Consider the following 14,639-nt stretch of genomic DNA (forward strand, 5'->3'; position numbering starts at 1 on the left):
TTGTTTCTTATTTACAAAAGCAAATTTAGAAATATATTTCCAATATCCAAATTTAATTTCCATTTTTTGAATAAAAATTCCAATTAAACGAAATACTTTCCGTTTTTTAAATAAGTAGGGGTTTTTATATGCTGATTATTAGATGATTCTTTAAATTTTAGAGCCTATTCAAAAAAAGGGAGTTTGCTCACACAAACTCCCCAATGTCAAAATCACCCAAATCACTTTTCCGCAAGGTGGAAGAACCGTCGTCTCTTTCAGATGAAAGTGTGCTATCCAAAAGCTCGGCAATTTTTCGGGAAGCACCCTCAATGGAATTTTCCAGTAAGCTGAATAATTCGGTTCCCTGTAATTTCTGAACTATGGCTACCGCTGTTTCCTTTTGAGCCTGTTCCAAATTTTCTTTTCGAAGCAATGCCCCTACGGAGCTTAGTTCGTCGTAGGTAACCCCTTGGGCAAAACCGTTATCGCCACCGGATATTCCGTACCTGTTCCATTCTTCTTCCTCTTCTTCCAATTCAGGCATATTGCTGAAAACTTCGTCCAGTTCTTCCTGCGGAATTTGAATGCTGACGTTTTCGTTTTCGTCGTATTCAATGTCTAAATTATCAGGGTTTATCTCCGGCTCCGTTATTTGGCTTTCATTGGCAGTGTTCGGCACTGAAAGGCTTTTTACTGGCTTGGGTTGCCCCATAATATCGGGCAGGTTCGGGTTAACTTTTTGCTGTGTAGGCTTTTGCTCCGACCTTTTATGAATGACAATCTTATCCTGCAAAAGCAGGACAATGATGATTAGCAGGCATATCACAATTACTATTTCCATAATCAGGTACTTTAAAAAATGGGTTTAAACTTTTCGTTGAAATCATCGGTAATGGCTTTTTCAAATAGTTCAAAATGATGTTCAAGTATGTTATCGAGATAGGCATACAGGGGTATGGCATCTTTACCGATTACCTGTACAATACGGGACAGCCGTTCGTGGTATTCCTGCCGGATATAAATGCTTTTATCGCCTCGCTTCGTCATCGAGTGGGTTTTCAAGAAGTGTTCGCCGTAGCTTCCGTCAAGGTTTTTCTTCGTGCGGTTTCTTTCCCGTTGTGCGGGTTTGCTTTGTGATAATTCTTCCTGCTGTACCTCGTCTTTTACCGCTTCCTTTGCCTGCTCTTCGGCAGGTTGAGGTGGTAGCTGCAAACCGTCCTTTTTTACACCGTCCACCATCAGGTTCATCATCATTTCCTCGTTAATGTCCGGCGTGACTTTTCTTTTATTGTCTTTTTCCATAGCACTACAATTGAATGATGTTTAAAAATTCACTGATGAACAGGTCCAACTGGCAGGCTTTCATCAAACGCTCATCGGGTGGCATTACCGTAGAACGGAAAACCGTTTTGCTGTCTGCTTCGCTTTCCTTACGAAAACGGGTGCTGTTCTTGATTTGGCTTTGCATCAGGCTTAATCCCAGTTGCCCGATAAGCTGATTGTACACGTCATATAAGGGTGTGCTTTCCCTGCCGTCCACTTGGTTCCAAAACAGGTTAATGGTTTGTATGGAAGTTTCCCCTTTTTTCATAATCACATCCTGTAAAAGCTGTGTAAAAATGAGAGTACTTTCCATTACCACACGGTCTGCGGTAATGGGCGTAAAAATGTGGTGCATACCTGCCAATGCTTTCAGGATGCCGGGCGTGTTCACGGTTCCGGGCAAGTCGAAGAACAGCACATCAAGCGGAACGGCAGAAGTGTTTACAAATTCGTGCGCCGCATCAAGTACACTATCCGCTTTGTGCTGCATAATGGGATAGGCTTTTTTGTTGATGGTGGTAAACTGCTTATACGCCAGTTTTTTCAACGCCTCATTTTCCATTACCATTGCCAAATCACGGGTTTTCATTTTCATCAGACTATGCTGCGGAAAATCCGCATCAAATACGGCTACGTTGTAGCCTAACCGATAGTGCATCGTACTGGCGACAAGCGTGGTAAATGTGCTTTTGCCAACACCGCCTTTTTGAGAAGAAAAGGCTATAAACAGAGGTTTCTTTTTTGTGTCCATATTTTTAAAATTTAAAGTTTACATCTAACTGCTTTCAGTCTTGCAGCCCTGATTTCGTGCTGTCTTTCTTGCAGGATAGCCATCAGGCTTGCCTGCGGGAATTACTGATTGCCTGCTTCCCTGCGGTACAGCAGTAATGCTTTCGTTCAGGCATCTTATCAGGCAGGATTGCGGTCTTTCATTCCGTCCGTCACGCAGGCGTGATTGTCTGATAGCAGGCTGTCACGCTTTCCGTCATTTCTGCGCTCTTGCTTTCTTGCATTCCTGCAATCTTGCAAGCAGGATAACCTGCCGTCTTGAATGTGTGCTGTCTGCTCATCCTGAAGCACGGGCTGTCTGCCTGCCTGCCAACATTCAAAGACAAAGAACTCATCAAATTCATTTGGTTGTATAGTGGTGGCAGTGTTTGGCGTTCAGAGGCAGCATTTGGCACTGTGGCACAGTGCAACGCTATCGTAAACAGGGCTTTACTTTGTATTGTGATTTTTATTAACGGATTTATGCAAAAGTCTTTTGACATATCAGGGGTAACGGGAACGGCATTCAGCCGTTTTCCCTGTTACATTCAATCCGTCCCGCAGGGCGGATTTTTGTGTTCACCGGAACACGGCAAGTTGTGTTTTGAGGCACTCGAAACCGAGTTAGTGCCTCAAAACAACTTGCCCTTTGCAGGGGGCAGAAAACACCTTCCGAAGTCAGGGTTTTGTATGGATTTTAAAATGGATTTGTGATGAACGAGAACAGTAACAGAAAACAGAATAAGGGCGGACGGACACCCAAAACAGACCCAAGCATCCATCGCCACGTTTTCCGTCTTACGGACGAAGAAAACGCCAAACTTTTATCGCTTTTTGAAGCATCGGGAATGCCTAATAAAGCAAAGTTTATCATTTACCTGCTGTTCAGTAAGGAAATGAAATCAGTAAAAATTGACAAAGGAACCGTTGATTTTTATATGCGGCTGACCTCATTTCATAGTCAGTTCCGCTCCGTAGGGGTAAACTATAATCAGGTTGTAAAACTATTGTACAAGCATTTTTCCGAGAAAAAGGCGGCTGCATTTCTGTACAAATTGGAAAAACAGACGGCGGAAATGGCGATGCTATGCCAAAAAATCATTCATCTTACCGAAAAATTTGAGGAAGAATACCTAAAAAAATAATGTAAAAGTGATAGCAAAAATTGGCAGAAGCGGAAATTTATACGGAGCGTTGGCATACAATCAACTTAAAGTGGAGAATGAAAACGGGCAGATTTTGTTTGCCAATAAGATGATTGAAACCGCTAATGGTCAATATTCCGTTGCCCAATTAGCCCAATCTTTTGCACCTTACCTCATTGCCAACCGCAATACCGAGAAACATACCTTACATATTTCGCTCAATCCCGACCCGAACGACAAGGTAAGTGATGATAAGTTTCGGGAAATGGCAGAACAGTATATGCGGGAAATGGGCTACGGCGAACAGCCTTTTGTGGTGTTCAAACATACTGATATTGACCGCAGCCATATACACATTGTATCGGTGTGCGTGGACGAGCAGGGCAAAAAGATTTCGGATAAATTCGAGAAAATGCAGTCAATGAACGTATGCCGTGAACTGGAAAGAAAGTACGGACTGATACCCGCAACGGATAAGGAGCGCAATCAGACTGATAAGGTTTTCCGTCCGGTAGATTATCGGGCGGGCGATGTAAAAAGCCAAATCGCTTCGGTCGTTCGCCACTTGCCGAACTATTACCAATACCAAACGTTGGGCGAATACAATGCCCTGCTTTCCCTGTTCAATATTGCCGCCGAGAAAATCGAGGGCGAATTACACGGAAAACCGCAGCAGGGTTTATTGTACATCCCCTTAAATGAAAAAGGCGACAGAGCCGGGCATCCGTTCAAGGCTTCGCTGTTTGGAAAGAACGCAGGGCTTCCCGCTTTGGAATTGCATTTTGCGAAATGCAAAACGGATTTAAAAGATAGTCCAACCAAGCAGACCTTACAATCAGCCGTTACCATTGCCCTAAAATCAACAACCGATGAATTGGCTTTTAAGAAGCAGTTAGCCGGACAGGGCATCAACGTAGTAGTGCGGAGGAATGACACAGGGCGTATTTACGGAATGACATTCATTGACCACAATTCTAAAGCGGTTTGGAACGGTTCACGATTAAGCAAAGAACTTTCTGCCAATACTTTTAATGATTATTGGAACAATAATATTAAACCAGAGATTAAAAAGCCGGTAGAATTTCAACCGAAAATAGTTACATCAAATGATGCAGATCTTCCTGCGGAAGAACCACACCATTTATTTGACTTCTTATCTACGGACAAACAAGAAGACGGTTTGATTGAAGCACTGGGCGGCTTACTGCCCGAAGCCCAGGGCGAAGATTACGAAGAACAGGACTTTGCCAATAAGATGAAGAGAAAGAGGAAACAAAAAAGACCGGGAAGACAGTAATCGGTATGTTTTTCAGTTAAAAGACTGCCGGAACTCCAAGGGCGATATGTCAGTTTTCTTCTTAAATAATTTGTTGAACGACTGCGGATATTCAAAGCCTAATTGGTATGCAATTTCTCTAACGGAAAGATTGGTTGTACTCAATAATTCTTTGGCTTTATCAATCAGTTTATTGTGTATATGCTGTTGGGTGGTTTGTCCTGTAATACTGCGAAGCATATCGCTTAAATAATTGGTAGAAACATTTAGCCGTTCAGAAACAAACTGTACCGTTGGTATGCCTAAAGCCAATGATGTTTCATCGTTGAAATAGTCAGTCAAAAGATTTTCCAACCGGATTAAAACTTCGTCATTGGCAATTTTTCTGGTAATGAACTGACGGTTATAAAAACGGTTGCAATATTGTAAAAGCAGTTCGATCTGTGCGATCATTACATCCTGGCTGAATTGGTCTATATTGGACTGATATTCCCTTTCAATGTTCTTGAAAATGGTTTCCAAAGTTTCTTCTTCCTGTTCGGATAAATGCAATGCTTCGTTTACCTCATACGAAAAGAAGCCATATCTTTTGATATTTTTTGCCAATGGATAACTTGCCAAAAAATCAGGGTGAATAAGTAGTGTTACACCCTCTGTCGGGGTTACATCGCCTTGTTTGAAAGATAGTACCTGATTGGGTGAAATGAATGTCATTACCCCTGCATCAAAATCATAATACCGTTGTCCGTACCTGAATTTGCCTGCGTAATTTTTCTTGATTGAAATAGCATAGAAACCAAAGGCACGATGTTCGGGCAAAGTAGGTTCAGCTTTGTAATCTTCACTATACCGGAAAACGCTTACTAATGGGTGCATTGGTTTGGGTAAGCCCCAAAAGCTGTGTTCTTCCTGTATGGACTGAACGAAATATGGTTTGTTCTCTTTTTTCATTACTACAAATTTAAGAAAAGGAAAAAGCTCAGCTTCTTCCTTTTGCTATCATTTAAGTGTTTCCATATCAATGACGAAGCGGTAACGCACATCTCCTTTTTCCATTCTGTCAAACGCTGCGTGAATGTCTTTGATGTCAATCAGTTCAATTTCAGCCGTGATGTTGTGCTCTGCACAGAAATTAAGCATTTCCTGTGTTTCGGGAAGTCCGCCAACGGCAGAACCGACAACGCTTCTACGCCCCATTTGCAATGATCCACCCACACTTTTAATCGTTAATCCTATAGGTGGGATGCCCACGCAGATGTGTACTCCGTCCACTTTGAGCAACGACAGATAAAAATCAAAATCGTGTTCCGCACTTACGGTATCAATGATGAAATCAAAAGATGATTTTACTTGCTCAATCTGTACAGGATCACTTGTTACAACGAAGTTGTGGACACCTAATTTTTTAGCGTCTGCTTCTTTCTTTGGCGACGTGCTTAAAACGGTAACTTCTGCACCTAATGCTACACCAAATTTTACAGCCATATGTCCCAAACCGCCTAATCCTAAAACCGCTAACTTGTGTCCTTTCCCTACTTTCCAATGTTTCAGAGGAGAATAGGTCGTAATACCTGCACATAATAAGGGTGCGGTTGCTGCAAGATGTAATGTTTCGGAAATACGTAAGGTAAATTTTTCGTCCGTAACAATGGTATTTGAATAACCACCGTAGGTAGGCAAATTATCCCTGTATTTATCAACGTTGTTGTATGTGGCAATAACACCTTCTTTGCAATAGACTTCCAATCCGTCTTCGCAATGCTCACAATGACCGCATGAATTTACCAAAGTTCCTACGCCTGCCAAATCACCTACTTTGAAGTTCTTAACGTGGTCGCCCACTTTTACCACCCGTCCGACAATTTCGTGTCCGGGTATCATAGGGAAGATCCCCTCAAACCATTCGTTGTTGATTTGTGCCAAATCAGAATGACAAACACCACAATACAGTATTTCAATCTGCACATCGTGATTGCCTACTTCTCGTCTTTCAAAATTCCAAAGTTCTAATTTACTATTGGCTTTTCGTGCCGCATATCCTTTTGCTGTTATCATAATCTTTACTATTTATTGATTGTACAAAGTTGAGCAAAGGAACTCGGATAGAAGTGTTCAAATCTCTGAAATGAGTGTCCAAAAAAGCCAAATACTGCCACACACCGCCATTGACTGCCACATTCTTAAAGCCACACCGCACAGCCTTTAAATTCACGCCCGAACATTAAAACATCAAAATAATGCAAGGAGAAGACGATTTAAGAGGTTTAGCCAAAATAATGGCGTTTATGCGGGCAGTGAGTATCATTTTGGTACTGATGCACCTGTACTGGTTCTGCTACGGTTTCTTTATAGAACGTGGCTGGACTTTAGAGATTATCAACAAAATATTAGGCAATTTTCAGCGAACGGCGGGTTTGTTTTCGCATACATTATACACCAAAGTGTTTGCTTTGATATTGCTGGCTTTGAGCTGTCTGGGAACCAAAGGCGTGAAGAATGAAAAAATAACCTGGTCTAAAATATATGTGGCTTTAGCGGTTGGTATCATTCTGTTTTTCCTGAATTTCCCTTTATTAAAATTGCCCTTAAACATTGCTACATTTCTTTATATCCTTACCACAGGTTCAGGCTATGTTGCTTTGATGGTTGCAGGCGTTTGGATGAGCCGTTTGCTTCGCACCAATTTGATGGACGATGTATTCAACAACGAGAACGAGAGCTTCCAACAGGAAACCAAGCTGATGGAAAATGAGTATTCCGTCAACCTGCCCACCAAATTTTACTACAAAGGTAAATGGAACAACGGTTGGATTAACATCGTCAATCCTTTCAGGGCAACTATCGTGTTGGGAACACCCGGCTCCGGAAAATCCTACGCCATCGTAAATAACTACATCAAGCAGCAGATTGAGAAAGGCTTTAGTATGTACATCTACGATTTTAAGTTCGATGACCTTTCGACAATCGCCTACAATCATTTACTGAAGCATCAGGACAAGTACAAAATTCAGCCGAAGTTTTACGTGATCAACTTCGACGACCCACGCAAGAGCCACCGTTGTAATCCACTCAATCCCGAATTTATGACGGACATATCGGATGCCTACGAAGCGGCATACACCATAATGCTTAATCTCAACAAAAGCTGGATTACAAAGCAAGGGGATTTTTTCGTGGAAAGCCCAATTATCTTATTGGCAGCAATAATTTGGTTTCTCAAAATCTACGATAATGGTAAGTATTGCACATTCCCACACGCCATTGAATTGCTGAATAAAAAGTATTCGGACGTGTTCACTATACTCACTTCTTATTATGAGTTGGAAAACTATTTATCGGCTTTTTTGGATGCTTGGCAAGGCGGCGCACAAGACCAATTGCAGGGGCAAATCGCATCAGCAAAAATCCCGTTATCAAGAATGATTAGCCCGCAGTTATATTGGGTAATGACGGGCGACGATTTTACACTCGACATCAATAACCCGCAAGAGCCTAAAATTTTGTGCGTGGGCAACAATCCCGACCGACAAAATATTTACTCGGCAGCATTGGGTTTGTACAATTCGAGAATTGTAAAGCTGATTAATAAAAAGGGACAGCTAAAGAGTTCCGTTATCATAGATGAGTTGCCAACAATATATTTTCGAGGACTGGACAATCTAATCGCAACTGCCCGTAGTAATAAGGTAGCAGTTTGTTTGGGTTTTCAGGATTTTTCGCAATTAATAAGGGACTATGGCGATAAAGAAGCAAAGGTTATTCAGAATACGGTAGGTAATATTTTCAGTGGTCAGGTTGTGGGCGAAACAGCAAAAAGTCTTTCGGAACGCTTCGGAAAAGTATTGCAGAAACGCCAAAGTATGACCATTAACCGTAACGACAAATCTACCTCTATCTCCACACAGTTAGACAGCCTTATTCCGGCTTCCAAAATCTCAACGCTCACACAGGGTATGTTTGTCGGTTCTGTATCGGATAATTTTGATGAACGCATCGAGCAAAAGATTTTCCACGCAGAAATCGTAGTGGATAACGAAAAGGTAGCCGCCGAAACCAAAACTTATCAGAAGATACCGCAAATCCTTTCCTTTGTTGATGAACACGGCGAGGACAAAATGAAACAACAGATTGAAAGCAATTACCGTCAAATAAAATCTGATATTCTAAGTATCGTTCAAAACGAAATGGAGCGTATTAAGAATGATTCGAACTTACAACATTTGATTCAGGAGGGATAAACGAAAGGGAGGCTCAAATGACCTCCCTTTTTTCTTGTCCTGTCCATTCAGGTTTACAACACCCCACGAGGCATATGAATACCTTTTACCCGTGCAATGCTATCCGAAACCTGCGGGGATTCTTTCTGTTTTTCAGCTTGGACTTCTTTAGATTCCTCCTTTGTTTCGGGCGTAATAGATAGCTGTATCTTTCGCTCCACGGCAGCCAGTTCCGTTTTCAGTTCGCTTAGCCGGCTTTCCTTAGACCAAGTTCCGTTGACCACTTCGTGAAGAACAGGCAGATCTTTTTGTATTTCGGCAATCTTCTTTTGTTCCTGCTCGATATAGCCGGGCAGTTTCTCCAGTGCGTTCAGAAAGTTCATAGCCGCCAGCTTTTCATCTTTCGCAATCAGACCATTGTTGTAGGTGTATTTGATATTGCCCTCGCCTTGTACCAAAAAGCGGTTTACACGAATATCCACACCCTCTTTTTCTGACATTTCAGTTTTGACCAATAAAGTAAAACCGTACAGGCTGCCAATTTCTTCATACTGCCCTCCGGTGCGGGCTTTGTCCGCAAGCTGGTTGAGCTTTGCACCGATTTGTTTTACATCCGTATTGGGCAGCAAGCCCTCCAACTGCACTGGGTTGGCAATAGTGCCATCCGAATGCTTTTGTATGCGTTGCTGTAAATTGTCCCAATCGAGGCTCATCCGGTTCAACCGGGATTGGGTACTTTCGAGCATTTCTGTACAGTCTTGCAGCTTGTATTTGGCACTGAACTTAGAACGGTTGAACGCCTGCTTTTCGCTTTCCAGTCCGGCAATCTGCTTTTCCAGTTTGGCTTTATCCAGCAGGTCGGTATTTCCTGACAGGATAGCCACGTATTCCGAAAAATTCATTCCTGATTTTTCATCCATACTGCCCTCATCAATGGTACGCTTGCCGAGGTTGTTGGTTTTCAATTGGTCAATAAAAAGCTGTTTATTGTACAGTAAGTTGAACTTATAGCTATCCAGCGATTTTTCTACGGCGTAGATAATCACATCTACTTTGTTATCGGCAAAGAACTTGGCAATTTCATTGCCCTTTCTTACAGCCCTGCCATCACGTTGGGCGAGGTCGCTTGGTCGCCACGGCGTATCCAAATGATGAACGGCAACGGCTCTTTTCTGTGCATTTACGCCCGTTCCGAGCATACTCGTAGAACCGAACAGCACACGGATTTTGCCCTCGTTCATTCCTTTGATAAGCTCCTTGCGTTGCTTATCATTTTTCGCTTCCTGAATAAACCTTACTTCGTGTGCAGGGATGCCGTGGTCTTCCACGAGCTTACGCTTGATTTCGGAGTACACGTTCCATTCGCCTGGCTTGTAGGTTCCCAAATCGGAGAAAACGAACTGTGTTCCCTTCTGTGCATTGTATTGGTTGTAATATTTGGCTATGTTTGCCGCACAATGCGAAGCCTTGTTGTCGGGATGGTCGCCATACCTGCCGCCTACCATACGCATATCGAGCGACATCTTACGGGCGTAATCCGTAGCGATGAGCATCTTCGCTTTTTCTTCGCTGGCACTTAATTTAGGTCTGCCCAACAGTTCTGCATTGCCCGTTTTGGCAAACTCCATCAGCTTTTTAATAAACGCTTCCTGATCGGGCGTGGGCGGTATGTTGTACAATACCTCGTTCTTATTGGGGCGGTCAATACCAATATCCTTTGCCGTTCTGTAATCTGTAATTTCAGAATAGAATTGCGCCAGTTCCGGAACTTTGATAAAGTAGCGGAAACGCTCTTTCGCCACGATATTGTTAGCTACCGAAAACTCGTAATCGGTAGTTTTCCTTGCATAGATAGCTGCCCAGGCATCAAAAGAATGAATGCCCTGTTTTTCCATTGCTCTTGGTCGCAGGTATTTGAACAGGAGGTACAGCTCCGTTAAGGAGTTGCTGATGGTTGTACCCGAAAGAAAGGTTGCGCCCATATCCGCATTGGTGCGTTCCTGAATGGTACGGATTGCAAAAAGCAGGTTCATCGCCTTTAAGCTGCCATCCACGTTGCCCAACCCAGCAACCCTTGTGTGCCTTGTATTAAACATCAGGTTTTTGAACTGGTGGCTTTCGTCTACAAACAGATGGTCAATGCCCATCATTTTAAAGTCCACTACATCATCCTTGCGGTTCTCAATATCGTGTTCAAGGGTTTTGAGCTTTACTTCAAGGTTTTCCTTACGCTTGATGACCCCTGCAAGCATTCCCCTGGTTACTTCCTTGCCTTGCGATTTCAGGGCATCAAGGTTGCGCTCCACGCTGTCGAGTTCTATTTCGAGGATTTCCTTTTGAATTTCGGGCGACTGCGGTATCATCCCGAATTGGTCGTGCGTGAGGATTACGCAATCCCACTCATTGTTTTTAATATCGCCGAAAATGCGGAGGCGTTTTTGCGGCGTGAAGTCTTCCTTGCCGGGAAACAGGATTTTTGCGAGTGGGTAAGCAGTGCGGTAGGCTTCGGCAATTTCGTGAACATTACTCTTCAGCCCGATAATCATGGGCTTGTGCGCCAGCCCCAAACGCTTCATTTCCTGTGCTGCGGTACACATCACGAGCGTTTTTCCTGCACCTACTTCATGGTCGCAGATAGCACCGTTGTTCAGCTTTATCATCCAAACGGTGTCCTTTTGGCTGGAATACAAATCCTCAATACCTAATGCTTTGCGGTCTAATCCCGGAAAATCCTGATGGGTTCCGTCATAGTTCGGGCGGACGAAGCAGTTAAAAGTATCGTTGTATTGGTCTGTAAGCCTTGTTTTGAACTCGTCGTTTTGGGCGTGTAGCCACTCGGCAAAAGCGGTACGGATTTCGTCAATCTTGGTATTCGCCATTTGTATGGCTTCCATATCCCGCACTTTCACTTCCTGGTCGCCAACCATTACTTTTTTGGTAATGTCGGGCGTGGTGTTCACGAGTGCGTGTTTGAGCAGGGCAATCCCGTCAAACGTCCGGCTTTCGGCTTTGACGGCATATTTTTCCCAAATGTGCATATTGCCCTGATGACACTTTACGGAAAAGTCGTCGGAGCTTTCGGAGTAATGGATAAGTACATCTGCATCGAACAGGTGCGAAGCAAAGCGGGCATAAATGCCAGTGGGTATCCAGCGTTCGCCGAGGTTAAAATCCAGTTCCTCAAATTCGATACGTCTTGGTCGGGCTTCTTCCAAAACAGTAAGGCTTGCTTTGGCTTCGGCATCATCAGGATTGTTTTCGATATAGGTGCGTACCTCCTGTGCCTTTTCTACCACGTTACCCGCAATCCAGCGTTCGGATATTTCGTATTCCTTTTCCAGAGGATTGTAATAGATACGACCGTTCAGGGCTTTTTTCAAAGCATCATCGGTCATACCGCTGATTTCGGACATATAGCCCAAATCCACGCTGCCGTATTTGTTCAGTGAAGCCGCTAACGCTTCTTCGGGATTGTCTGTGGCTATGGTTACGGTAGAAAAACTTACAGGATGGCTGAAGATATCGGCTTTGCGTACCACGCCGCCAACCACACGCTCCAAATAAGGCATTTCCTTACCTGCGCTATCCGTTTTAATGAGCTTGATGTTATCGGCACTGTTGAGGTTGCCGTACCTTTTTACAAAGGCATCGTACAAGCGGTTAAGGTTTTCCCTTTCTTCCTTGTATTCAGTCTGATGCTGTGCCTCTTTGGTGTAAAGTTGGTGGTAAATATCCCTTACTTCGATATACGCCTCGGCTCTTGCTTTCTGTAGGGACGGCAATTGCAAGGGATGAAAAACTGCCATGCCGTCTGCCATATCTACATCTTGCAGATGACCGACCCAGCCCTTATCTACCACAAGGCAATCATTACGGTGGAACGATTGGAGTTCGCCACCGTAAGGAGCAACTTCGGGAATGGTATCGGGAACGGCTGGCTTGTCAGCCTGGCCATTCCCATTGACACCTGAAAACAGGTCGCCGATAGCTTCCTGTTTTTTGCCATTGGATGACGTATTTCCATTGGTCGCCTTATTGGTAACAGGTGGCGTGTAGGGCTGCTGCATTGCACTACTGAACAGGTCGGGCTGGCGACCAATTGCAGCTCTTCTTTTGTTAGTGCCTTGCCTTTTAGCTTGTGTTATCTTTTTGGGTGGAGCAAGAACCGCTACGGGTTCGTCCATATTTTCAAACAGGTCGAAAATGCTTAGTTGCTTTAATTCCTGCGGACTTTCCCCACCCGTTACCGGAACCGATAGAGGTTGGGTTTCGGGCTGAATGATTACGGGTTCAATAACCGGAGGTGTAATCTTTGGTATAGCCGGAATTTGCATTACAGGCTCATCGTTCCGTTCGCCTTTGTATAAGCTCAAATTCAGGTGCTTCCCAAAATCTTCGGAAAGCATTTGTTTGAGGTCAGTGGCAATGCCATTAACACCGTCTTTATGAGTATAGATTAAGGCAGGTTGCCCGTAGGGGTCGGTATCTAATTTGCTATCGGTATGCACAATCCTTGTGCTGCCCAGAAAGAGTGCATTACCAGGTGTATTGTATTCTGTTTGCCTGCTTTGGCAAAACAGATCTTCCCTTTCGGTCAGATTTTGTTTTGCCGTATTCTTTTGTAGGATAATCAGGTCGCTTCCGACTTCCGTACCTGCATATTCCGTAAACAGGTTGTTGGGTAAACGAACAACCGAAACCAGATTATTATCCTGCATCAACGCCCTGCGTATGGGTTCGTTCTTCGGGCTGTTTAAAATACCCTGTGAAGTAATGTAAGCCAGCAAACTGCCCTCACGAAGCATATCAGCACCTTTCAGAAAGAAGTAATTGTGTATGCTTCGGGCTGCCTGTACTTTTGCGCTGTCCTTGCTTCGGGAATAGGACAGGTCGAAAACGGAAGTATCGCCGAACGGAATGTTACTGGCAATTACGTCATAGCTGCTTTGTTCCTTTTCGGGGATTTCCTCGAAACCGCTTACACGGATATTGCTTTCGGGATAAAGCTGCTTTAAAATCTTGCCTGTGAGCAAGTCCTTTTCATAAGCGGTAACGTTTGCTTTTGGGTTTTCTGAAAAGGATTGTATGAATGAGCCGATACCTGCGGACGGTTCGAGGAACTTTTCAATATGCAGTCCGCTTTCACGCAAAGCTGCGGAAATGGCATCTATGACCTGTGGCGGTGTGTAGAATGCCGTAAGGACAGAGCTTCGCATACTGTCCACATAATGTTTGTACTGCTTATCGTCTGCGGAATTTTCTTTGAGTAGCTGGTGGAGTTCCTGCGTGAGCGGAAAAAGGTCGTGTTCCGTTTTTCTCCAATGGTTGATGTCTATTGCGTTCTCTACGGGGTTCAGAACGAATTTAAGACCGCCAAATCCGCTGTATCGCATCATTAGCAGTCTTTCGCCTACGGTGGCTTGTCGTTTCTCCTTTTCCAGTTTAAAAGCAATTCGCAGGGCATCAATGTTGAGTTGGAGATGTTGGCGTTTACTGAAGCCCATTTTCTTCTATCCATATTGCGATGGTTCCGGTCAGTTCGGTGTAGAGCAGGTCAAACTCCGTGTCATAAGCGAAATCATCGGTTAGCTCATATCTTGCGAAAACAGGCTCACAGACAGGGAACATTTTAAGGGCGAACGGTCGCAGTTCCTCATCTGCCATTATGGTGTCAAACTCATTGCATACTACCTGAAAAACCGTATCAAATCGGGAGAAGTACAAGCCCCCAAATAGAATGTAATCGGCAATTTCATTACATTGCTCAATACCGTTTCCAGAACTAAATGCACCCTCGTAAGCATTGGCAGCCCACGAGGAACGTTGTTCGATAAATTTTTGGTCGTTCGCCTTTTCGGGGAAGCTGTTGTTTAGTAATTCCTGAAGACGTAATCTGAAATACGAAAGGTCTTTTTGCTGTGTATTCAT

11 protein-coding genes are annotated in these 14,639 nt (G+C 43.8%); 3 read left to right on the top strand and 8 right to left on the bottom strand.

Annotation, left to right across the window (positions count from 1 at the left end):
* Positions 1-187: 187 nt before the first annotated feature.
* From DC487_RS04465 to DC487_RS17195, 4 genes are all read right to left on the bottom strand, one after another.
* Positions 188-823, bottom strand: coding sequence for a conjugal transfer protein TraD (locus DC487_RS04465; RefSeq protein ID WP_116774711.1), 636 nt, complete (start codon positions 821-823; stop codon positions 188-190).
* Positions 824-834: 11 nt separating this feature from the next.
* Positions 835-1,284 (bottom strand): DUF3408 domain-containing protein, encoded by a 450-nt coding sequence (locus DC487_RS04470; RefSeq protein ID WP_116774712.1) that lies wholly within the window; start codon positions 1,282-1,284, stop codon positions 835-837.
* A 4-nt stretch (positions 1,285-1,288) separates the two neighbouring features.
* The gene (locus DC487_RS04475; protein WP_116774713.1) at positions 1,289-2,056 is read right to left on the bottom strand and encodes a ParA family protein; all 768 of its coding nucleotides are present in this window, start codon (positions 2,054-2,056) and stop codon (positions 1,289-1,291) included.
* A 158-nt stretch (positions 2,057-2,214) separates the two neighbouring features.
* Positions 2,215-2,385 (bottom strand): hypothetical protein, encoded by a 171-nt coding sequence (locus DC487_RS17195; RefSeq protein ID WP_165799014.1) that lies wholly within the window; start codon positions 2,383-2,385, stop codon positions 2,215-2,217.
* A 401-nt stretch (positions 2,386-2,786) separates the two neighbouring features.
* Here DC487_RS17195 and mobA point away from each other — a divergent pair, with 401 nt between their 5' ends.
* Both mobA and mobB read left to right on the top strand, forming a co-directional pair.
* Positions 2,787-3,218 (top strand): conjugal transfer protein MobA, encoded by a 432-nt coding sequence (gene mobA, locus DC487_RS04485; RefSeq protein WP_116774715.1) that lies wholly within the window; start codon positions 2,787-2,789, stop codon positions 3,216-3,218.
* Positions 3,219-3,225: 7 nt separating this feature from the next.
* Complete coding sequence (mobB, locus tag DC487_RS04490; RefSeq protein ID WP_116774716.1) at positions 3,226-4,515, top strand: conjugal transfer protein MobB; 1,290 nt, start codon at positions 3,226-3,228, stop codon at positions 4,513-4,515.
* 12 nt (positions 4,516-4,527) lie between these two features.
* On the opposite strand, the gene DC487_RS04495 is transcribed toward mobB, so the two are convergent.
* Complete coding sequence (locus DC487_RS04495) at positions 4,528-5,445, bottom strand: helix-turn-helix domain-containing protein (protein ID WP_116774717.1); 918 nt, start codon at positions 5,443-5,445, stop codon at positions 4,528-4,530.
* A 48-nt stretch (positions 5,446-5,493) separates the two neighbouring features.
* Positions 5,494-6,549, bottom strand: a complete 1,056-nt coding sequence (locus tag DC487_RS04500) for an NAD(P)-dependent alcohol dehydrogenase (RefSeq protein ID WP_116774718.1) — start codon at positions 6,547-6,549, stop codon at positions 5,494-5,496.
* 182 nt (positions 6,550-6,731) lie between these two features.
* Between DC487_RS04500 and mobC the strand changes: the two genes are divergently transcribed.
* Entirely contained in the window at positions 6,732-8,732 is a 2,001-nt protein-coding gene (gene mobC, locus DC487_RS04505) for a conjugal transfer protein MobC (protein WP_116774719.1), read from the top strand.
* 53 nt (positions 8,733-8,785) lie between these two features.
* On the opposite strand, the gene DC487_RS04510 is transcribed toward mobC, so the two are convergent.
* Positions 8,786-13,927: an N-6 DNA methylase gene (locus DC487_RS04510; RefSeq protein WP_449441371.1), complete on the bottom strand. Its 5,142-nt coding sequence runs from the start codon at positions 13,925-13,927 to the stop codon at positions 8,786-8,788.
* Between the two features lie 274 nt (positions 13,928-14,201).
* Positions 14,202-14,639 carry a DUF1896 domain-containing protein gene (locus DC487_RS04515; protein ID WP_116774721.1) on the bottom strand — a complete coding sequence of 146 codons (438 nt, stop codon included), beginning with the start codon at positions 14,637-14,639 and terminating at the stop codon, positions 14,202-14,204.

It is taken from the genome of Sphingobacterium corticibacter, from assembly GCF_003076635.1.
Classification (GTDB): domain Bacteria; phylum Bacteroidota; class Bacteroidia; order Sphingobacteriales; family Sphingobacteriaceae; genus Sphingobacterium; species Sphingobacterium corticibacter.

Excerpts from the sequence above, each read along its gene's own strand:
- DC487_RS04495 (WP_116774717.1), bottom strand. The coding sequence starts at position 5,445 with ATGAAAAAAGAGAACAAACCATATTTCGTTCAGTCCATACAGGAAGAA.
- DC487_RS04500 (WP_116774718.1), bottom strand. The coding sequence starts at position 6,549 with ATGATAACAGCAAAAGGATATGCGGCACGAAAAGCCAATAGTAAATTA.
- DC487_RS04475 (WP_116774713.1), bottom strand. The coding sequence starts at position 2,056 with ATGGACACAAAAAAGAAACCTCTGTTTATAGCCTTTTCTTCTCAAAAA.
- mobC (WP_116774719.1), top strand. The coding sequence starts at position 6,732 with ATGCAAGGAGAAGACGATTTAAGAGGTTTAGCCAAAATAATGGCGTTT.
- DC487_RS04510 (WP_449441371.1), bottom strand. The coding sequence starts at position 13,927 with ATGCGAAGCTCTGTCCTTACGGCATTCTACACACCGCCACAGGTCATA.
- DC487_RS04515 (WP_116774721.1), bottom strand. The coding sequence starts at position 14,639 with ATGAATACACAGCAAAAAGACCTTTCGTATTTCAGATTACGTCTTCAG.
- mobA (WP_116774715.1), top strand. The coding sequence starts at position 2,787 with ATGAACGAGAACAGTAACAGAAAACAGAATAAGGGCGGACGGACACCC.
- DC487_RS04470 (WP_116774712.1), bottom strand. The coding sequence starts at position 1,284 with ATGGAAAAAGACAATAAAAGAAAAGTCACGCCGGACATTAACGAGGAA.
- DC487_RS04465 (WP_116774711.1), bottom strand. The coding sequence starts at position 823 with ATGGAAATAGTAATTGTGATATGCCTGCTAATCATCATTGTCCTGCTT.